The following is a 20498-nucleotide window of genomic DNA, read 5'->3' on the forward strand; positions in this document are numbered from 1 at the left end:
ACCATGGATGGTGAACCCGAAAGGTAAGGCACGCGGGCACGGCGACTCGGCCCGCGCGCCCGGAAGAGAAAGGACGAACCCATGGGTTACATGCTCGAGACGCGCGGGCTCACCAAGCGCTTCGGCCGCGGCGACCAGGCGCAGGATGCCGTGGCCGACGTGAGCCTTCATATCCGCGAGGGCGAGGTGTACGGGCTGCTCGGCCCCAACGGCGCCGGCAAGTCGACAACGCTCAAGATGATCTGCGGGATGCTGCGGCCGACGGCCGGGGAGATCCTCTTTGCCGGGCACGCCTGGCGCCGCGAGGACCTCTACGCAATCGGCAGCCTCATCGAGGAGGCGCCGCTCTACCCCAACCTCACCGCGCGCGAGAACCTGCGCGTGCGCACCACGCTGCTGGGCCTTCCCGAGAGCCGCGTAGATGAGGTGCTCGCCGCCGTGGACCTCGCGGACACCGGGAAGAAGCGCGCCGGGCGCTTCTCGATGGGCATGCGGCAGCGCCTGGGGCTCGCGCTGGCGCTGATCGCTCGGCCACGCCTGCTTGTGCTCGACGAGCCCACCAACGGACTCGACCCCATCGGCATCGAGGAGCTGCGCGACCAGATCCGCGGCTTCGCGGCGGCGGGTACGACGGTGATCGTCTCGAGCCACATCCTTTCCGAGGTGCAGCAGATGGCGGACACCATCGGCATCATCTACGGGGGGCGCCTCGCCTACGAGGATGCGCTTCGGCCCGGGCAGGACCTCGAGGAACTCTTCATGAGCGTCTGTCGGGAAGGACGACGAGCGCGCGGGGAGGTGGCGGCATGACGGGCGAGAAAGGCGGCCTGCTCGCGGGCCTGCGCGCCGAGGCCCTGAAGTCGCGCCACGCGGCACCGGTTCGCCTGGCCGTGCTCATGGCGCTGCCGATGCCGCTGCTCGGCGCGATGCCCTACCGGGGCGTGCAGATCTTCAGCGCGTGGAACTACTGGTACGCGCTCTTCCTGCCCGTGTCTCTCTCGCTCGTGGTGGCGTGCGTCGCGCGGGCGGACGCGCGCACGCGGATGCGGGGGCTTCTGGGCCTGGGCTTCCCGCTCGGGCGCGCCTGGTGGGCCAAGGCACTCTGGTGCCTCGCGCTCTGCGCGCTCTCGAACCTCGTGGTCTTCGGCATCTACCTCACGGGATCGGCGTTCTCCTCGCAGGGCCTCACGGCCGCGGGCACGCTCACGATGCTCCTCTGCGCGCTCGCCAACACGGTGACCGCGGCGTGGATGATCCCCACAGGGCTCTTCCTCACGGCGCGGCTCGGCATGCTCGCGGGCATCTTCTGCCCGCTCGCCACGCAGCTCGTGGGTGGGTTCGCCTGGTCGCTGATGCCGCTGCCGCAGCTCTTTCCGCCGTCGGCGAGCATGGTCATCCCCACGAGCTTCATCCCCGTGCTGCCGAGCGGCGAGCCACTCGCGGCGGACATGGCGCTCGGCGGGGCGCTCACGGCGGACGGCATGCTCACACTGGCGGGCCTTGCGGTCTGCGCGCTCGCGTTCGCCGCGCTCACGGCGGCGGGCGCGGCCTGGTTCGCGCGCTCCGAGGAGAGGTGATGGCCATGACACGACTCTCCGACCCGACGCCGCGCATGACTCTCCCGCGGGCCCTGCTCTCCGAGGCCCTGCGCCTGGCGCGCTCCCCGCTCGCAGTGGTGCACCTCGTCTGCGGCCTGGCAGCCGGTCTTGCCTGCGGCGAGTACTTCTCCGTAACCCGATGGGACCCGGCGCTGGGCGCGGACGCCTACGCCCAGTTCCTCGGCGCCCTCATGCCGCTCATGTCCGCCATCGTCTGCGGGCTCGCCGTGGACGAGGAGCGCGCTGCCGGGCGCCTCGCCAACCTCACGGCGGTCCCCTCGCGCGGGCGCGCCGTCGCGGCGAAGCTGCTCGCCCTCGCGGCGCTCGGCGCGGGCGCGCTGGCCGTGGCGCTCGGCGTGTTCGGGGCCGTGCTCGCCGTCGCCGGGCGCCTGCCGCTCGGGCCCGCTCCGCTTGCGGCCGCCTGGGCGGGCATCGTGCTGGGCAGCCTGCCCCTCTACGCGCTGGGGCTCGGCGTGGCCCTGCGCCTCGGCCGCAACGCCGCCATCGGCGCCGGCGCGGCGGGGGTGCTCCTCGCGTTCTTCTCGGTGGGCGGACTTGCGCACGGCCTCATGACCGGCGAGCTCACCGGTGCCCTGGCGACGCCCCTGAGCTGGGTGCCGCTCGCCTGGCCCGCGCGCCTGGGGTCGCTCGGGGTGGAGGCCTTCATCGACGCCGCACGCGCGGCGGCCCCTCTCCTCACGACTGCGCTCGCCAGCCTCGTGCTCGCCCTGGCAGCCGGCGCCGTCCTTCTCGCCTGGTTCCGCCGCTTCGAGGACGGGAGGGCAGATGCGTAGGAAGCCGCTCGCCGCCGTGCTCGCCCTCCTCTCCGCAGCGCTCGTCCTGGGCGGGAATGCCCTGCTCGACGCCGGCTGGGGGTCGGCGCTGCGCTCGATCGCCGACCGCGTGCTTCCCAACCCTGAGATCGCCATGTGGGCGGCCGCGCCCGCGGCTGCGCGCGGGGCTCTGGACCGCTGAGCGCGGCGCAAGTACAATGCCGAAGGGAGTTTCAGGAGGTCGAACATGGCGAGGATACTGGCAGTGGATGATGAACGGGCGATCCTCGACGCGATCGCGCGCGTCCTTGGCCGCGACGGCCATGAGGTCGTCAAGACAGCGGACCCGACGGCGGTCCCGGGGATGGACCTCTCGCGCTTCGACCTCGTGCTCTGCGACGTCATGATGCCGGGGCTCGACGGCTTCGAGCTCGTGCGGCAGATCCGCCCGGACTTCGACGGGCCCATCGTCTTCCTGACCGCGCGCGTGGCCGAGGAGGATGCCGTGGCCGGCTACGGCCTGGGCGCCGACGACTACGTCCGCAAGCCCTTCGGGGCCGCGGAGCTGCGCGCCAAGGTCGCGGCCCATCTACGCCGTGAGCGCCGGCCGCGCTCGCACGCCCTCTCCTTCGGGGAGGTGCGGATCGACCTCGGGGCGCACGTCCTCGCCGTGGGCGGCGAGGACGTGCCGCTCACGCCCACCGAGTACGCCATCTGCGAGTACCTCGCCCGCCACCCCGGGCAGGTCATGAGCCGCGCGCAGATCCGCGAGGCAGTGCTCGGCTGGGAGAGCGACGCCGACGATGCGGCCATATCCATGCAGGTCAGCCGCGCCCGGAGGAAGCTCTCCGAGGCCGGCGCCGATCCGATCGCGACCGTCTGGGGGATGGGGTACAAGTGGCAGCTCTGAGGACCGGGGCGCGAGGTCGCGGGGGCATGCCGCTCTCCTTCGTCATCGCGCGCTACTTCGCCTACGCGTTCGCGGCGGTCGCCACGGCGTGGCTCGCCTCGTTCATGGCGCTCTCCGCGGCGATCAACGCGGGCTTCGTCTACGAGGCAAGCTGGGGGCCTGCCAATGCGCGCGAGGTCGCGGAGGGCCTGGCACGCGACGGCGTCTGCGGGCAGCAGGACGTGCCGACGGCGTACCGCTACCTCATCCTGAACAAGGACGGATACGTGCTGATGACAGACCTCAAGGGCACGCGGCTCGAGGACGCGACGGAAATGGCCCGTGCGGCACTCGCCGCGGATCCGGGCACAGTGGAGATCGAGGGCGGGGGCTCGGGCCTCACCTACGCCGCGTTCCCGCTCAAGGGCGGCGGGGCCTGCGCACTCGTCAGCGAGTACCTGCCGCAGTGGGTCTCGCGCGACCTCGCCGGCCTGCTTCCCAACCCGCAGAATCTCATGCTCGTCGGCGCCGCTGCGGGAAGCGCGCTCGCGCTCGCGCTCGTGGCGCGCCGCGCGAGCCGCGTGATCTCGCGCAAGATGGCGCCGCTCGCGGAGGCGGCGGGGCGCGTCGGCGCGGGGGAGCTCGACTTCGCGGTCGGCAGCACCAACGTGCGCGAGATGAACGACGTCCTCGCTGCGATGGACGCCATGCGGACCTCCCTCGCCGAGTCGCTCGAGGCCCGCTGGGCCGCGGAGCGGGGGCAGCGCGAGCAGGTGGCGTCGCTCGCCCACGACCTCAAGACGCCGCTCACCGTGCTGCGTGCCAACGCCGACTTCGTGGCGGAGGAGCTGGAAGACGAGAAACACGCCGACCTCGCGGCCGCCGCGCGCGACATAGCCGGCAGTGTCGAAAGGCTCGACGGCTACGTGCGCCTGCTCATCGAGGCCTCGCGCGGGTCCGGCGGGGCGGAGAGGGCCCCCATGCGGCCGGCCGAGCTCTGCGAGCAGGTCCTCGCCGAGGCCGCCCAGATCGCCCGGGCGCGAGGCGTGACGCTCGACGCGGCCACGGGCCCCGCTGTCGCGGGCGCGTCCGAGGCCCCACTCGACCGAACCGCCCTGGCGCGAGCCGCCGCGAACCTCGTGGCCAACGCCGCCGAGCACGCGCGCTCGCGCGTGGCGGTCTCCTGCGACGTCGCGGGCGGGCACCTCGTCATCGAGGTGTCCGACGACGGACCGGGCTTCTCTCCCGCCGCCCTCGAACACGGCTGCGAGCGCCTCTTCACAGACGACTCCTCCCGCTCCTCGCGCGACGGAGGCCGCCACTACGGGCTCGGCCTCCACGCCGCCTCCGAGGCCGCGAGCGCCCACGGGGGCTCCGTCTCGCTCGCCAACAGCCCCTCGGGCGGCGCGGTGGCCACCATCGCGGTCCCCCTGTGCGGGGCCTGACGACTCAGGCCCTCACAGCGGCGTGGCTCGCAACCAAACGCTTCCATCTTGAAACACGGGGAGTAAATCGCGAAATCGCAGGTGAAAGAGAGTAAAAAGGCAAAGAAAAAGCCTCCGTTCCAACATGGGAACGGAGGCTCGATAATCGAGTTTACTCACCAATGTCGCTGGTGGTTTTGCCGTAACTCTCGTACGAAACGAAACTCAGGAGCACAGTGCGGCACTCAAAAGTGCAGGTCAGAACCCTGTCAGCCTACTCCCATTCGATGGCGTCGGTTCTGCCGTCCCGTCACTCCAGTTACACCCAGTTTTCGGCATCGACACGGAACGCGTGCCGCCGAATGACGCGATGTCGCGTTTCGTCGGCTTCGGGGACAAAAGCTGGGACAACCTCAAAAACTTTTTTCAAACTCAGGGCTTTGAGTTTTTGTTTTTGTCCCAAAGTGCGCGGCGGGTCGCCTTTGGAGGCTCGATGGCGCCGAAAACGCCCGTTTTGAAACTCAACCGCCCTTTTGCCCGCAAGCCGCCAGCTGCAATCGCAAGTGAATTAACGCGGGTGGCTTGCGCGCCATTTGCAAAACCCCAGGTCGCAGGTCTTCGCCATTCGTGAACAAAGTGAGTAGTCTCAGGTGGCTTGCTTATGAGTTGGCGAACGGGCCTTCAGGATTCAGGGCAAACATGCTGGTAGAATAGGATTCTCAAATCAATGACAGGAGACCGAGCATGGCCGAACCCCACGATAGGAAGCCGATCCTCACGATCGAGCAGCAGATAGAGCACCTCAAGCAGAAGGGCGTAGCCTTCGAACTGTGTTCCGAGGAAGAGGCCGCGGACTACCTGCGCGACAAGTGCAACTTCTTCAAGCTCGCATCCTACCGCAAACTCTTCTCGAAATACGAGGGAGGCCCGCGCGACGGCCGCTACGTAGACCTCGACTTCGGCCAGCTGCGCCTGCTCGCGGCGCTCGACCAGGAGCTGCGCCACGCCCTGCTCGGCATGACGCTCGACATCGAGCATTTCCAGAAGGTGACACTGCTTCGCGAGATGGAGGACCGTGGAGAGGACGGCTACGCCATCGTGGCCGACTACATGGCATCGCTTACCACTGCAAACAGGGAGTACCGCCTGCGCGAGCTCAAGATGAGCGGCCGCAGCCCCTACAGCTCGAGCCTCTACGCGAAGTACTCCGGCGACATGCCTGCCTGGGCCTTCCTTGAGCTCACCTCGTTCGGCACCCTCATCGACTTCGTGCGCTTCTGCGCCAGGCGATGGGGCGACAGGCGCCTCGAGGCCTCCCACTACGACCTCAAGCGCGTGAAGTCCGTCCGCAACTGCGCCGCGCACGGCTCGTGCCTGATCAACTGCTTCGCCGAGAGGGGCGCCGCCCGGGGCTCGGCGTCCAGCGGCGTCTCCCGAAGGGTCGCCGCCGTGGGGATTCCCAAGGCGACCAGGAGGAAGTGGATGGGGAATACGGCCATGCAGGAGGTCGCGACCGTGCTCGTGGCGCACTCCGGCTTGGTACCCGAGGGCTCCTCGCGCTCGCGCGCCGCATCCGAGCTCGCCGAGATGTTCGCCAGGGCCGACGGCGAAACCGAGGCGCTGCCCGACAAGGGGCCCGACGCCGCAGCTCGCTCCGCGCTCGAGTTCCTTCGCAGGTTGACAGAATCGCTCGGGTTGGTAGAATAGCCTGCAGATAGCAAAACCTTCACGGTTTTAGGGGCGGACTTGCGCAAGCGACTCTGCCCTATTTTTATATTCACTCGCTATAGGAGACGGATGATACCTGGGTCAATGACAGAACTGAGAAGCCCGGAATAATGGAGCCAGTTAGAAACCCTCGGGTTTGCGGGGCGGGATCATGAGAGCGATTCTGCCCTATTTTTTTCCTCCGTCTGCCCCAACCAAGTAGTTCGAAGATAGCCTGTAGGTGTCCTCGTGGGCGCCTTTTATAATATGAGCAGGACATTGTCAATAGGCAATGAAGGGCCAAGGGCGATTTCGTTCGCCCTTGGCCCAATCTATCTCCTCCGCAATCCCCGTTGACAGCGCGTGTCGGATCGACGCCCGTCTGGCAGTTTAATATTCGCCCATCGCGCAGAATGCGCCGGTGCATCTCGTTGCTACGGCCGGCCCCTCCGTCTCGTCTGTCTTTTGGCGTGCGTGGCGGCTTCGCCGCCGCACGAAAAAAATCCGAGGATGGAGGCCGACGCCCGTCGAGCCCGGGAATTCCGGGAAAGACCCGGATATGTGCGCGGCGCTCCCGCTAGGCGCCTTCCGCCATTCGGCCCACGGCCCAGCACCAGCAGGCCAGCTCGCGCGCCACCGCGACGTTGGCCACGCTGCTCTGCTTGCCCGCATCGTCCATGGAGCGGCGCCTGTCGACGAGCCGCCTCACGCCCGCGTTGGCGTGTCGCCTGGTCGCTGCGTCGACTACCTGCCCCTTGGCCAGGTCTTTCGGCGACCTCGACGCTCCCTTGTAGTGCCAGGCGGCCTCGACGAGCAGCTTTCTCAGGTGCTTGTTGCCGGCCTTGGTTATCCCGCCGCGGAATCGGGACTCGCCGCTGGAGTGCTCGGAGGGCACCAGGCCCACCCACGCCGCGAAGCCCGACGCCGTGGCGAACCTCGCGAAGCCGTCGGCCTCGCACGCGATCGAAGCCGCGGTGACCGCGTCTATACCCTTGAGGCATTTGAGCGCGTCGCAGGTCGGCTTCCATCTAGGCTGCTGGGCCAGCGACTTGACCTTCGCCTCGAGCGCGGCCTTGGCGGCGTCGGCCTCGCGCACGCGCTCGCAGTAGTGGTCCAGCGTCGCCATGGCGGCGGCGTCCCCGAGGTCGATGCGGCCCACCCACGCCCAGAAATCCCCGGTCCAGCGGTTGCGCCTCTGGCCGGCGGCGTTCCTCTCGTCGTAGACGAGCCCGTGCCTGAGCAGGAACTTCGAAAGCCTCTGCTTGGCGCGCACGGCGTCGTCGCGCGCGTCGGCCAGCGCCCGCGCCAAATCCCGCGCGCCCTCGCACTCGGCATCGGGCACGTGCACCTCGGTGACCACGCCCAGCGCCAGCTGCACCGCGAGGAACTGCGCGTCGCGCCTGTCGGTCTTGCGGCCGCGGTCCGCGGCGGGCTTGTGCATCTTGGAAACGGCTCCGATCACGCAGGCGGCGCCCATCGCGTTCAGCTCGCGGCAAAGGTGGAAGCCCGTCACTCCCGACTCGTAGACGCATCTGGCGGACTGGGGCAGCGAGGACACCCATGAGGCGATCTCGCCGGGCTCGTAGCCGAACGATTTCCTGATCGTCTCGCCCGTTTCCGGGACGAACGCGCAGGCCTTCACCGGCCTGGCATGCACGTCTAGCCCTACGAAAGTGGTAGCATTGCTCATCGGAAGCCCCTTCCATGAATGCGGCGTGGCCGCTGGCGGTTTGGACACCTCTATTGTCGGCCTAATCCGCGGATATGCATGCAGGAGGGGCTTCCAACTTTTTTATGTCCTGCTCATATCGTCTTGTATAGTATTATTAAAAGGGGGAAATGTTTATGTTACATAGCATGCGTATTCGATAAGCATTGAAATCAAAAAAGATTTTTCCCATTTTCAATATGGGCTTTTTTGAAAAATTAGAAATCATAATCAAAAACTCTGAAAAACAAAAGGAAGGATATTAAATGAAACACTTACCTAAAAGTACACTTACGGAAATATTGAATGACCCATACGGATTTACTTACAAAGAAATGTCGGAAGTAATTGGAGAGGATAAAGCAAGAGCCTTATATGCGGAATTGTATAAACAGCCATTTCACAAAAAAATCTATCAATATCAACAAAAAAAGTCTATAAAAGTAGCGATACTGAAAAGTATGTTTATGAATTGAAAGACAACAGGTATATCGAAACGGTTTTTATTAAACGGCGAGATGGTGGGACTGTTTGCGTAAGTACGCAAGTTGGTTGTTCTGTTGGCTGTATTTTTTGTGAGTCCGGACGCAATGGTTTCGTTCGTAATCTAACACCATCTGAAATTGTGCAGCAGGTCATATTGATACGTCAAAAAGTAAATCGTATCGTTTTTATGGGAATGGGAGAACCTTTATTCAATTACGACAACTTGATTGCAGCAATCCATATTCTTCGAGATAGAAATGGACTTAACTTTCCAACCGACGGCATTACCGTATCAACAGTTGGTCCAGTTAATCAATTAAAAAAATTGCGCGAAGAACATCTAAAAATTCAGTTGACAATATCTTTACATGCAGCAACACAGGCTGCGAGAAACTGCATCATTCCTCATATGCACATGTACGCTATTGAAGATGTTGTTAAGCAAGCATTGTCCTATTCACAAAGGCATAATCGAAAAGTGGTATTTGCGTATTTGCTTTTACCAGGTATAAATGACCGTTCCTCAGATATAAAGCAACTTGCAAAATGGTTTAAGGGCAAAAATGTTATGATTAACGTGCTGCAATACAACCCGACGAGTAATTCAAAAATTAGAGCACCACAAAAACAAGAAATGGTTGCGTTCAAACATCAATTAGAGCAAACAGGACTTGAAGTTACCATGAGAGTTTCTCATGGTAGAAAGATTAAAGCAGCTTGTGGACAGTTAGCTAATACATATAATAAAGCCAAAAAACAACAAAAATAATTTAATTAAAAGAGCCAGACGCACAGACGCAGAGCCGATAATATGCAGTTTGAAATACTGCTGTTATCGGCTCTTTTTTGATTTAATTTGTGCCCCCAATAACCATATTGGAGCAAAATCAGAACTGTTGCTTGTCGTTCTTTGATTTCCGCAGCAGCTTTGAAAAACCAAAGCCGCCGTTTCTTTTTATCTTCTAATGAAATGACGCGGTATCACTGTTAAAAGCGGCGGCTAAAAGGAGGTAGCCGCCATGAAGCACATACCCTATCGACAAAATCCGACGGTCATTGACATATCAAAAAAAGCCCGACCACCGCCGGGGAAATTTCTACCCATGAATATGAACTGTATAATCATATAAATACATTTTTTAATTCCTTTGCGTCCGTTTGCATTTTGCAGACGGGCGCATTTTGCTGTCCTCAAAAAAATTTGAAAAAAGTTTGCTGTTTGAGTTGGCAAAATTTCGGTGCTTCCGTGGAGGGCAGCCGAAAGGGGAACACCAACCCGCCCCCGGGAACGAAAGGGGGTGAGAAAATGAACCCTGCACAATTTGAATGGCAAACGAGATGTGAGTTTAATGCGTACTATAAGGAAGAAGGGCTGCCGTTCGTCCTCGACTACGACGTCCGGCACCGCAAAGACGCCGCTGCAAACGGGATGTTCGACGACGAGGCCTCACCGGAGAACCGCGACTGGCGAGACGAGCACGATGGTATCATCGCCGACACCATTGCCGGCATCCTCTTCAAGGCGCTGCCGGCACATACCATCCCGCCGAAGCTCAGGTTCAGCTATGAGAACGTACCCGCCCTCGACGCCGAGATTCTAAGCGTATACTGCGGGTTCGAAGCCGCGGGGCTCTCGTTCTCCCTGGATTTCGAGCTCAATACCGGCAGGGGCGGCAACCGAGTTCTCCTCGAGCTGGAGCCTGAACCCTCCGCAGGGAACGTAAGCCTCACCTGCGAGGGAATGGACGACGATTTCACAGCCGCTTGGAATCCCGATACCGCAAAGTGGGACAAGCCCCTCCCCGCCAAGCAACAGGGAAAATAGCCATGGGCGCGTATCTGGGCCTGCGCGACAGCTGGTTTTGGGAAGACGACGCAATCCTCGACGCAATCGAGACGCTTCAGGACCAGGCAGACGGCACGTTCTACCCGGCCGAATACGGGCCGGAGGGCCACACGGACATCGCCTGCCCCAACCTTTGGGGCTATCTGATCCCGCAGGAGGAGTCGGAACCGTTCGAGCGCCTTTTCGCGGCACGCGAAGACGAGCAGGTCGCAAAGCTCTACGGGACCCGCTTCGCCTACGCCCGATGGTACAACGGTGCCGACGGCGAACCCAAGGTGGGCTTTCTCCCCGCGCCCGTCTCCCGTGAGGAGCCCCTTGCGGGAGGCGTCGGCAAGAAGGCGACGTGGGCGCGGTTCTGGACGTGGGGACCTGCCCTCGAGGACAACATAGACATGAGCTGCGATCTGGTCACGGGTTGGTGCGAAATCGAGTACGTCTCCAGGAAACGCGACCTTCCCGCCGCCAGATTCAGGGTTGCCGCGGCCAAGCTCGCGCCCTATGCCACCATCGGCGAAGGCGTCCACTATGGCGAGCGCGGGGAAAGCCCGTGGATGATCTACGACGGTTTCTACTGGAGCTACATCCTCGGGACTGACGATGCCGTCCTGCTTAGGGGGACGAGAAGCGGCTCTTCCGAGAAGAGCTACGAGCCCATTCTTTCTCTGTTCCGCTCGATAAGAAGGTCCGCTCGCGGCGTGACGCGCCGGCTTTGGGGATTCGCCATCTAGCAATGGCGGAGAAGAACCCAGCCTAGCAAGGGAATTCTTGTATTGCAGATGGGTTCCAAAAAAGCAACGCAAAGGCCACCGAGCCTTACGGGGCGTCCTTGCGCATACCTTCGCCGTTCGTCTGCTCCCGCTCAGCCGAATCGCCAACCGCAACAGGCCATGTCCCAACGGATGGGTACCATTTATCCGGGTGCACCTGGGGCAACGGGCCGGCAGGCCCGCGCAAGGTCGCTCGCAGAACACGCAACATCAAACACGACAGAAGAGGCGAACGACAGATGCCGGACCCCGGACGACAGCACCGCGGAAGACGAGCATTCCGACCACAACCGAACAATCTTCGATCCTAGGCAGGCGCCCGCATGGGCGCCTTTTTCTTTTCAGGGACTTAGCTGAGAGCTAAGGCACGTGGCTCATGGCCGTTTCGTGGAGGCCCGACCAGCTCGACCCACCTCGACCCGTCTCCGTTCCCGTCGGGCGCGCAGATCGCCATCAGGCGGTTCAATCGTCGCGCAGACGAAGAGGCACACGGTGTCGCGCGGCGTGCCCGCGCGGTGCCGCACGGGAAGATTGGAGGAACCATGGCACGCGCAGCCGAATGCGCCGCGCCCGAGGGAAGCCAGGACCGCGACGAATGGATGACGGTGATCGAGATGCAGGAGTACATGAGGGCGAGCAGAAACAAGGCGTACGACCTCATCTGGTCGGGAGAGATCGACTCGTACAGGCTCGGAAGGAAGCTCCTGGTTTCGAGGGCGTCCGTGGACGCCTACATCGAATCGAGGAGCGGCAGGAAATGACGGCGGCGACCGCCCCGGGAGCCGCCCGCGGCCGGGCACGCGAGGGAGCCTCGAGACGAAAGGAGCTCGAGGACGACCATGACCAAGAGCACTAGCAGGAGCCAGGTGAGGCTCATCGCATCGACCAACGCGATATTCGGCGCCGACGAGGCGTGCGCGATGCTGCGCATCAGCCGCGACGCCATGTACCGGCTCGCAAAAGACCCCGACGACCCGTTCCCAATCCGCTACATCGGCGGCAAGACGCGCGACGGCATCGTGCTGCACGACGAGCTCGTCGCATGGGTCGAGCGCAACAGCGTCGTCGGCTCGCCCAGAAGGGGCTAGCGCCGATGGCGGCCGCAGGCCCGAGGGGGCGCGACGGCCCCTCCCCGCGCGAGTTCACGACGGTACGGCACTTCATGATGGCGGACCTGGGCCTCTCCGGCCTTCCCCTGCTCGTCTACGCGCGCATCTTCGGCTTCTGCGATGCCGGGTGCGGCTACTTCGAGAGCAAGGGCGGCCTGGCCCGGTTCCTCAACGTGCAGGAGCGCAGCGCATACCGCGCCATCCGCGACCTGCTCGAGCAGGGCCTCATCGAGGAATGCGGCGTGCACGCCCCGGCGCGCGGGCACGCAACCAAGCGGTACCGCATCGTGCGCGAGAGGCTGCCGCCCGGAGCGCTGGCAACCCCTGACGATTCGTCAGGGTTCCCGGCGCGAAAGGGTGACGAGATGACAGGGTTCACCGCGAACAAGGATGACGAACCGTCAGGGTTCGCAGCCCGAACCCCTGACGAGATGACAGGGAAACCCCTGACGATATGCCACCCAATAAGCAAAAGGGACAACAAGGACTTCAGAAGATAAGGAAGGGGCGCCCGATGGACCGAGCGGGACTCATCACCCTGGAGCAGGCCCGTGCGGCCGGGCTCTCCTTCGACGAGCCGGAGCCGAGGGCGTGCCCGCACTGCGGCGCCGCCCTCGAGCCGCTCGGCGCGGCGCTAGCAGGCAGGGTCGCCTGGGTCTCCGCCGCCCCCTGCCCGTGCGAGGGCGCGGTCAGCGAGCGGGAGGCCGAGGCGCGAAGGCGCGCCAACCTCGCCGCCAAGGAGGAGGAGGCCCGCCGGGAGAAGGTGCTCGCGCGCGCGGGCATCCCCAGGCGCTACTGGGCCGCCGAGGCAGACCGCCCCGAGTTCGCCGAGTACATCGCCTCGTTCGCGGGCAACGGTGGCGCCGGGCTCTACATACACGGGGGCGTCGGTGCCGGCAAGACGCACGCCGCCTCCGCCATGGCCAGGCTGTTCGCCGAGGCGGGCTACGAGGTCGCCTTCACGACCGCCAAGGGCATGCTCGAGCGCGTGAAGGCGACGTTCGACGAGGGCGGCACCGAGGCCGCCGTCGCGCGGTACGCCAAGTGCGACGTCCTCGTGCTCGACGACCTCGGCAAGGAGGACGCGACCGAATGGTCCGTCGGCACCGTGTTCAGCGTGCTCGATGCGCGCTACGAGGACATGCGCCCGACCATCGTCACGTCGAACTACGCGCCCGGCGCGCTGGCGGACAGGCTCGCGAGGCGCGGCGAGCGCGTCACGGCAGAGGCCATCGCGAGCAGGATCTCCCAGACCTGCAGGCCCGTCTACCTGGGCGGAAGGGACAGGCGCCGGCGCGGCTGACCTGTGCGCTTCCCGTGGAGGCGCGGACGGCTCGACCCAGCTCGACCCATCGCGGGCGGCCCCGCCCTCCGACGCAATTGAAATCGCTATACACGTCTTGGGCGGCGCCGACGCGCCAGCACGCACGTCTGCTCCGACTCGCACCGTGCCCCCATCGCGAGGACGCCGCCCGCCAAGCAACAAACGAAAGGCGGAGGGCCCATGGACGGCTTCGAGAGGATAACCGGCCGCGAGCACGACGGGCTCGTGGAGAAGTGCCAGGAGAACGGCTGGCTCAAGGTCGGCGGCTTCGACTGGCAGGACGACCCGTTCCTCGAGGAGTACCCCTACGAGTTCTCCCGCACGGACAGCGTCGACAGGCTCCGCGAGGCGCTGGGCTCGGGCAACTGGGCCATACGCCAGGGGTTCTGCTACCGCGACCTCGCGTTCATCCAGCAGGTGAACGGCGGCGACGAGTGGTGGACGCTCAAGCGCGACGGCGACGCGTGGACCGGCTTCGAGAGCTGGAGCTTCGGCGCCATCGCCCAGGAGCCCGAGCGGTTCGAGCGCGCCATGCGCGACATGTGCGAGGCGACGCCGGAGCAGTGCCGCAGCGGCGAGTGGGCCCATCTGCACGAGAAGTCTCCCGAGCCGCTGGCGCAGCGCGCCGCGTCCGCCCGCGAGGCGAGCCGCGCGCACGCCGGGCAGGAAGCCCGCGCCCCAATGGCGCGCGAGAGGGCCGTCGGGGCCGAATAGGGACGACCGGGGCGCGAAGGCGCCCCTTTTTCATCTCGACTGGAAGGGAGGCGCGGGATGGCGAGCGACTACGGGGACGAGGCGGGCGGCAAGCTGCTCGACTGGATGCTGAGGATCGGCCAGGAGGCCGGCGCCGAGGCAATGGCGCGCAGCGCGAGGGAGCTCTCCGAGCGCCTCGCGGGAATCCGCGGGACCATCGCCGGCGGGCGCGCCGAGGCCATCGCGGCCGACGGCGTGCCGACCTACGCGAAGCTCAGCCTCGAGGAGCTCTCTGGGCTTCCCGAGTACGCGACGATCAAGGAGGTCGTCTCCGACAAGCTGCGCGCCGCGTCGGTCGAGCACCACATCATCCCCGGCGAGGGCCGCGACTGGCTGCTCTTCAAGGTGGAGGACGCCCCCGAGGTCGACGAGGCCTTCCGCCAGCTGGAGCAAGAGACGGGCAAGGCCGCTGACCGCGCGAGGGAGCGGCTAGCCGAGATCGCCGAGAGGCGCCAGGAGCCCGAGCGGCTGGCGGAGCGCGCGGAGCGTGCGCGCGAGGCGTCGAGGGCCCACAGCCAGGACATCGGCCGGGACCGCGGCCCGCGCCAGATCGAGGGGCCCGAGAGATGAGGTGGCAGGCGGCGGCCGCGCTGGCCGCAGCCGCGTTCGCCATGGGAGACGCAGCGGCCGCGGCAATAGCGGCGTCGGGCGCGAACCCGATCCTCGACCCGGAGGCCGCCATGGCGGCGATCCCGGCAGCGCTCCGCGCGGGACACGTCTTCTCCGCGGAGGCGCTTCCCCTGTGCGCCGGGACCGCCTGCGCGTGCGGCGCACTTTTCGCCTGGGCCCGCTCACTGGGGACCAAGGGGGCCCGGCGCGACGGCGAGGAGCACGGTAGCTCCAGGTGGGCCACGCGCAAGGACATCGCGCCCTTCGGCGACCCCAAGGACCCCGACAACAACATCATCCTCACCGACAACGCGCGCATCCGCCTCGTGAGCCGCAGGTTCGACCTCTCCACCGACACCAACGACAACGTGCTCGTGGTTGGAGGACCCGGCACCGGCAAGACGCGCTACTACGTCAAGCCGAACCTCCTGCAGGCCAACGCCAGCTTCTTCGTGACCGACCCGAAGGGCACGCTCATCCGCGAGATGGGCGGCGCGCTGGCGGAGCTCGGCTACGAGATCCGCGCGTTCGACACCATCGACTTCACGCGCTCCATGCGCTTCAACCCCATAGCCTACATAAGCGACGAGGCGGGAGTCATCCGCTTCGCCCGCGGCATCGTCGCCAACACCGAGGGCGAGGCCGACCACAAGGGCGACCCCTACTGGGAGAAGGCCGAGCGCCTGGTCTACACCGCGCTCACGGCCTACCTCGTCATGCACTGCGAGCCCGCCGACCGGAACCTCGACGGGCTGCTCACGCTGCTCTCGCTCGCCGACGCCCGCGACGACCCGGGCTACATGAGCCCGCTCGACATGGTGTTCCGCGAGCTGGAGACCGGCGAGCGCTACGTCAGGCGCGGCGGCGCCTCGGCGGAGGGCGGTTCGCTGCGCGGCTTCGCCGAGGAGGACGGCGCGTGGGAGTGGGTCAAGGTCCGCGAGCCCGCGCCCCCCGACGACTTCGCGCTCGCGAGCTACCGCGAGTTCCGCGTGGCCGCCGGCGACACCATGAAGTCGATGCTCTCGAGCTGCAACGTCCGCCTGAAGCCGCTGTCCATCCGTGCCGTCCGCGACCTCACCTCCAAAGACGAGCTCGACCTCGCCCACATGGGCGACGAGGGCGCCAAGGTCGTGCTCTTCGCGTCGATGAGCGACACCGACTCGACCTTCGACTTCCTGTTCGCCCTGCTCATGGATACGGCCGTGAGCGCGCTCTGCGCCGAGGCGCTAGAGGCGCACGGCGGCTCGCTGCCCACGACGGTGCACTTCGTCTTCGACGAGTTCGCCAACATCGGGCGCATACCCGACTTCGAGCGGACCATCGCCGTCACCCGCAGCAGGAACATCGCCGTCTCGATGATCGCCCAGTCGCTCTCGCAGCTGAAGGAGACCTACGGCGACAACAACGCCGAGACCATCGTGAACGCCTGCGACACGCTGCTCTACCTGGGCGGCAAGGCGAACGAGACCAACGAGGAGATCAGCAAGATGGCCGGCAAGCAGACGGTGGCGAGCGAGACGCAGAGCGACTCGCGGGGCGCCGGCTGGACCCGGACCGTGAACCGCGGCATCTCCGAGCGCGACCTCATACAGCCCGCCGAGGTGGCGCGCATGCCGCGCGAGGACGCGCTCGTGCTCGTGAACGGGTGCATGCCGCTCATGGACCGGAAGTACCGGCTCGAGCGCCACCCGCGCTCGCGCCTGCTCGAGGAGGCCGCGCGCCGCGGCCCGTTCGACTTCGCGGAGTACCGCAGGCGGAAGGATGGCGCCTCGTGACGGGGCCGCGGAGGGCGCGGGCCTCCCCCGCCGCGGGGGAGGAACAGCAAGGAACATCGTCAACCGAAAGCAAAGGAGAGCAGCATGCTCGCAAACGTCATCAAGCTCGTGTCGGGCTGCGTGACCTTCCTCGGCGGCTTCCTGGTCGTGTGGGGAGCGGTCTCGCTCGGCCTGGCCATCAGGGAGCAGCAGGGCGGCCCGCAGATCGCGACCGCCATATCCACCATCGCCGGCGGCGCGATCATCATCGCCGCGTCGGTCTACTTCGGGCAGCTGGACACGTCCTGGCTGCCGGCATAGGGGGCGTCGCGGATGGCGCTCCGGATACCGGTCCAGAAGGACATCGGCGAGTACGAGGAGAAGATCGTCGGGAAGATGAGCCTGCGCACGCTCGCATGCGTGTCGCTCGGCTTCGGCAGCGCGGTCGGGGCGGCGGCCTTCGTCCACCTGGGCCTGCACGCCGACGTCGCGGACGCGGCCTTCCCGATCATGCTCTGCAGCATGCCGTTCTGGCTCGCCGGGTTCTGGCGGCCCTTCGGCATGCGCGCCGAGGAGCTGCTGCCTCTCCTGGCGGCACACGAGCTTTCCCCGCAGCTGCTCGCGTACGAGCCCTGCCTCGCCGCGAGCCTCCCCGAGGGCTCGCCGCGCCCGGGCCGCCCGGGGCGGCGCGCGAGGCGCAGGACCAGGAAGAAAGGAGCCGAGCTCTATGAGCCGAGCAAGAACCAACAAGGAGAATAGGCCGAAGCGCCCGAGCACCCTCGGGCTGCTCCTCGGCGGCACGGGCGGGCGCAAGGACGCCTCGAAGGGCGCGGAGGCCGAGCGGCAGAGGCGCCGCCGGGAGCGCGACCGTTCGCGCGAGATGGCCGCCTACGTCGGCTACGACGCCATGTACAGGGACGGCATCGCCCAGGTGATGCCCGGGGTGTTCAGCCAGACGGTCGAGTTCTCCGACATCAGCTACCAGTCCGCGCGCAAGGAGGCGCGCGAGACGGCCTTCACCGTGATGAGCTCGCTGTTCAACTACTTCCCGGCGGACTCCCACGTGCAGCTCCAGGTAGTGAACGCGCCCATCCCCGCCGACGAGGTCGGCCGCAAGGTCTTCTTCGAGCCCGGGGAGCGCGCCACCGCCGGGCTCGCCGAAGAGTACAACCGGATCCTCAACGACAAGATGCGCGAGGGCGTCTCGAACCTCGTGCGCCACCGCTACCTGACCTACGCCGTGGGCGCCGACGACGTCGACGCCGCGGTGCCCAAGCTTGCGCGCATCCGGGGCGACGTGGAACAGACGCTCGCGCGCATACGCTGCTCGTCGCGCGCCCTCGACGGCGCCGAGAGGCTCGAGCTCCTTCAGGGGCAGCTGCGCCCGGGGTCGCGCTTCGAGTTCTCCTGGGACAAATTGTCCCCGACGTCGGGCGCGCGCACGAAGGACTTCGTCATGCCCTCCACGCTCGACTTCAAGCCCGAAGGCAGGTCCGACTGCTTTTGCAGCGACGGGCGCTACGGCGCGGTGCTCGCCGTGCGCAGCTTCGGGTCGGTCATCGAGGAGACCTACCTCGCCTCCATCATCGACCTGCCGCTGCCGCTCAACGTGACGCTGCACGTGCAGCCCATCGCGCAGAGCGAGGCGCTCGCGCTCGTGAAGCGCCAGATCGACTGGATGGACAAGGAGATCATCGACGAGCAGATGAGCGCCGTGAAGAAGGGCTACGACTACCAGATCCTGCCGCCCGAGCTGCGCTTCTCGAAGGAGGAGGCCGAGGAGCTGCTCGACTTCCTGCGCAACAAGTCCGAGCGCCTGTTCGTCTACACGGGCCTCGTCTACACCTGGGCCGACAGCCTCGAGGAGCTCGACCGCCGCGTCCAGCAGGTGACGAGCGTCGCGCAGGGCTGCACGATCGGCCTCGAGCCGCTCCACTTCCGGCAGCGCCAGGCTCTCAACTCGGTGCTCCCGCTCGGGGACAACCACGTCACCGTGAGCCGCTACCTCACCACGGGGCAGGTGGCCATGCAGATGCCCTTCGCCAGCCAGAGCCTCGACGAGGCGGGCGGAGGCTACTACGGGCAGTCAAAGGAGAGCGGGAACCTGGTGCTGTGCGACCGCAAGCGCCTGGCGAGCCCCATGGGCTTCGTGTGCGGCAAGCCCGGCTCGGGCAAGAGCTTCTCGGTGAAGCGCGAGATAACCAACACCGTTCTCGCGCACCCCGAGGACGAGGTGGTGATCTTCGACCCGGCCGGCGAGTACGGCAACCTCGTCGGCGCGCTCGGCGGCGCGAACGTCGAGCTCGCCCCGGGATGCTCGGCGGTGCTCAACCCCCTCGACACCGCCGACGTCGCGGACCGCGCCGACGCCGCCAAGCTCGCGTACAAGACCGACGCGGTGCTCGCGCTCTCGAGCGCGCTCATGGCCGAGGGGCGCGAGGGCCTGCCGGAGCGCGACCGCTCGATCATCGCCCGCTGCGTCGGCGAGGCGTACCGGGAGTGCGCGAGGGACGGCCGCCTGCCCACGCTCGGCGACTTCCACGCGGCGCTGCTCGCTCAGCCCGAGCCCGAGGCTGCCGACATCGCGCTGCGCTACGAGCGCTACGTGAAGGGCGCGTTCTCCTTCTTCAACGGCCAGAGCAACGTGGCGCTCGACAACCGCATCACCAACATCGACATGCACGGGCTCGGCCAGAACATGCGCGTGTTCGGCATGATCACGGCGCTCGAGATGGTGCGCAACCGCGTGATGGTCACGCCGCCGCGCCCCAACTACACATGGCTCTACATCGACGAGGTGCAGAGCCTCTTCGCGCACCCGACGGTGGTCGAGTACTTCGCCCGCCTGTGGCGCGAGGGGCGCAAGTTCGGCCTCATCTGCACCGGCATCAGCCAGAACACGAGCCACATGCTGGCCAACGCCGAGGCCCGCGACATGGTGCTCAACTCCGAGTTCTTCCTGCTGCACAAGCAGTCCACCGCCGACCTCGACGCGTGGGCGGAGATGCTCCAGCTCTCCGCCACGGAGCGCGGCTACATCGGCGACGCCGTCAAGCCCGGCGAGGGCCTGCTCATCAGCGCCGGGATCCGCGTGCCCATCACCGACGACTTCCCGAAAGGCCCGCTCTACGACCTGTGGAACACCAAGCCCGCAGAGGTCGCCGAGCGCGAGATGCGCCGGGCGGCGCGAGAGGCGGAGGAATAGGAATGGCCGGCCCGAGCGAGGGCGGCGGGATGCTCGAGGTGGTCGGGGCGCAGCGCCGCGACGTGCTCACCGCGGGCGACGTCGCGGAGACCGAGCGCGACGCCCTGGGAAACGTCTCGGAGGGAGCCGGCCCGCTCGACGAGGCGGGAGGCCCCGCCGCAACGGCGAAGGAGCGCCCCTCCAAGCCCGATGCTCCGGAAGGCGGGCTCGGGGACAAATTGTCCCAACCCGCCGGCGACCGGCGCGCGGCGGCCGCGATGCGCTCGCGCGTCGAGGCGGCGAAGCTGGCGATCGCCCGGGAGGCCGTCTCCCAATTCGACGACTCGGAGGAGCTCGAGGGCGCCTCGGGCATGTACGACGCGGGGCGCGCGTCCAAGAAGGCCGCGGGAAGGCTGCGGCAGAGGAAGGCGAAGAAAGCAGCCCAAGGCAGCCGCAAGGCGGCGACCGCCCTCGGCGCCCCCAAGGGAGGCGCGCGCGGCCCCGAGGCAGCCGGCGCGACCGCCCCGGCCAGGCACCAGGCGGCCCAGGCGGCCGCGCAGGCGTCGG

General features: G+C 66.2%; 21 protein-coding genes and 2 pseudogenes. 22 read left to right on the forward strand and 1 reads right to left on the reverse strand.

Features of this window, described 5'->3' with window-relative positions; all coding sequences use genetic code 11:
- Positions 1-81 precede the first annotated feature (81 nt).
- The 8 genes from AAA021_RS06515 (at position 82) to AAA021_RS06550 (ending at position 6391) form a co-directional block, all read left to right on the forward strand.
- The gene (locus AAA021_RS06515; protein WP_035136943.1) at positions 82-810 is read left to right on the forward strand and encodes a lantibiotic protection ABC transporter ATP-binding protein; all 729 of its coding nucleotides are present in this window, start codon (positions 82-84) and stop codon (positions 808-810) included.
- Positions 807-1577 (forward strand): hypothetical protein, encoded by a 771-nt coding sequence (locus tag AAA021_RS06520; RefSeq protein ID WP_349088516.1) that lies wholly within the window; start codon positions 807-809, stop codon positions 1575-1577. Before AAA021_RS06515 ends, AAA021_RS06520 begins: the two co-directional genes overlap by 4 nt.
- The gene (locus AAA021_RS06525) at positions 1577-2392 is read left to right on the forward strand and encodes a lantibiotic ABC transporter permease (protein WP_349088518.1); all 816 of its coding nucleotides are present in this window, start codon (positions 1577-1579) and stop codon (positions 2390-2392) included. The genes AAA021_RS06520 and AAA021_RS06525 overlap by 1 nt, the downstream gene beginning before the upstream one ends.
- On the forward strand, positions 2385-2573 hold the full coding sequence (locus AAA021_RS06530; protein ID WP_349088520.1) for a hypothetical protein: 189 nt from the start codon (positions 2385-2387) through the stop codon (positions 2571-2573). Before AAA021_RS06525 ends, AAA021_RS06530 begins: the two co-directional genes overlap by 8 nt.
- A gap of 45 nt (positions 2574-2618) precedes the next feature.
- Positions 2619-3281, forward strand: coding sequence for a response regulator transcription factor (locus AAA021_RS06535; protein WP_349088522.1), 663 nt, complete (start codon positions 2619-2621; stop codon positions 3279-3281).
- A gap of 26 nt (positions 3282-3307) precedes the next feature.
- Positions 3308-4705, forward strand: a complete 1398-nt coding sequence (locus AAA021_RS06540) for a HAMP domain-containing sensor histidine kinase (protein ID WP_349088524.1) — start codon at positions 3308-3310, stop codon at positions 4703-4705.
- Between the two features lie 331 nt (positions 4706-5036).
- On the forward strand, positions 5037-5315 hold the full coding sequence (locus AAA021_RS06545; RefSeq protein WP_129583900.1) for a hypothetical protein: 279 nt from the start codon (positions 5037-5039) through the stop codon (positions 5313-5315).
- A gap of 113 nt (positions 5316-5428) precedes the next feature.
- Complete coding sequence (locus tag AAA021_RS06550) at positions 5429-6391, forward strand: Abi family protein (RefSeq protein WP_075844146.1); 963 nt, start codon at positions 5429-5431, stop codon at positions 6389-6391.
- Positions 6392-6968: 577 nt separating this feature from the next.
- Here the strand turns inward: AAA021_RS06550 and AAA021_RS06555 are convergent.
- The gene (locus tag AAA021_RS06555; protein ID WP_123220200.1) at positions 6969-8081 is read right to left on the reverse strand and encodes an IS110 family transposase; all 1113 of its coding nucleotides are present in this window, start codon (positions 8079-8081) and stop codon (positions 6969-6971) included.
- Positions 8082-8365: 284 nt separating this feature from the next.
- On the opposite strand from AAA021_RS06555, the pseudogene rlmN reads away from it, so the two are divergent.
- From rlmN to AAA021_RS06625, 14 genes and pseudogenes are all read left to right on the forward strand, one after another.
- A pseudogene (gene rlmN / locus AAA021_RS06560) lies at positions 8366-9354 on the forward strand (23S rRNA (adenine(2503)-C(2))-methyltransferase RlmN).
- A 537-nt stretch (positions 9355-9891) separates the two neighbouring features.
- On the forward strand, positions 9892-10410 hold the full coding sequence (locus AAA021_RS06565) for a hypothetical protein (protein ID WP_349088527.1): 519 nt from the start codon (positions 9892-9894) through the stop codon (positions 10408-10410).
- 2 nt (positions 10411-10412) lie between these two features.
- Positions 10413-11159, forward strand: a complete 747-nt coding sequence (locus AAA021_RS06570) for a hypothetical protein (RefSeq protein ID WP_101677790.1) — start codon at positions 10413-10415, stop codon at positions 11157-11159.
- A 581-nt stretch (positions 11160-11740) separates the two neighbouring features.
- Positions 11741-11959, forward strand: a complete 219-nt coding sequence (locus AAA021_RS06575) for a helix-turn-helix domain-containing protein (protein ID WP_101677789.1) — start codon at positions 11741-11743, stop codon at positions 11957-11959.
- 78 nt (positions 11960-12037) lie between these two features.
- On the forward strand, positions 12038-12286 hold the full coding sequence (locus tag AAA021_RS06580; RefSeq protein ID WP_071129839.1) for a helix-turn-helix domain-containing protein: 249 nt from the start codon (positions 12038-12040) through the stop codon (positions 12284-12286).
- 5 nt (positions 12287-12291) lie between these two features.
- Entirely contained in the window at positions 12292-12807 is a 516-nt protein-coding gene (locus tag AAA021_RS06585) for a hypothetical protein (protein ID WP_075279313.1), read from the forward strand.
- A 14-nt stretch (positions 12808-12821) separates the two neighbouring features.
- Entirely contained in the window at positions 12822-13610 is a 789-nt protein-coding gene (locus AAA021_RS06590) for an ATP-binding protein (protein WP_075279312.1), read from the forward strand.
- A gap of 201 nt (positions 13611-13811) precedes the next feature.
- Entirely contained in the window at positions 13812-14345 is a 534-nt protein-coding gene (locus AAA021_RS06595) for a hypothetical protein (RefSeq protein WP_006234633.1), read from the forward strand.
- Between the two features lie 57 nt (positions 14346-14402).
- On the forward strand, positions 14403-14954 hold the full coding sequence (locus AAA021_RS06600; protein WP_075279311.1) for a hypothetical protein: 552 nt from the start codon (positions 14403-14405) through the stop codon (positions 14952-14954).
- The gene (locus tag AAA021_RS06605) at positions 14951-16768 is read left to right on the forward strand and encodes a VirD4-like conjugal transfer protein, CD1115 family (protein ID WP_349088531.1); all 1818 of its coding nucleotides are present in this window, start codon (positions 14951-14953) and stop codon (positions 16766-16768) included. Before AAA021_RS06600 ends, AAA021_RS06605 begins: the two co-directional genes overlap by 4 nt.
- Positions 16769-16852: 84 nt before the next feature.
- Positions 16853-17068, forward strand: a complete 216-nt coding sequence (locus AAA021_RS06610; RefSeq protein WP_006234636.1) for a hypothetical protein — start codon at positions 16853-16855, stop codon at positions 17066-17068.
- A gap of 12 nt (positions 17069-17080) precedes the next feature.
- On the forward strand, positions 17081-17506 hold the full coding sequence (locus AAA021_RS06615) for a PrgI family protein (protein WP_101677783.1): 426 nt from the start codon (positions 17081-17083) through the stop codon (positions 17504-17506).
- Positions 17475-19952 (forward strand): VirB4-like conjugal transfer ATPase, CD1110 family, encoded by a 2478-nt coding sequence (locus AAA021_RS06620; RefSeq protein ID WP_101677782.1) that lies wholly within the window; start codon positions 17475-17477, stop codon positions 19950-19952. The genes AAA021_RS06615 and AAA021_RS06620 overlap by 32 nt, the downstream gene beginning before the upstream one ends.
- Positions 19953-19954: 2 nt before the next feature.
- Positions 19955-20498 (forward strand): annotated as a pseudogene (locus AAA021_RS06625) (hydrolase Nlp/P60); the annotation flags it as partial.

It is taken from the genome of Collinsella sp. CLA-JM-H32 (assembly GCF_040098165.1).
Taxonomy (GTDB): domain Bacteria; phylum Actinomycetota; class Coriobacteriia; order Coriobacteriales; family Coriobacteriaceae; genus Collinsella.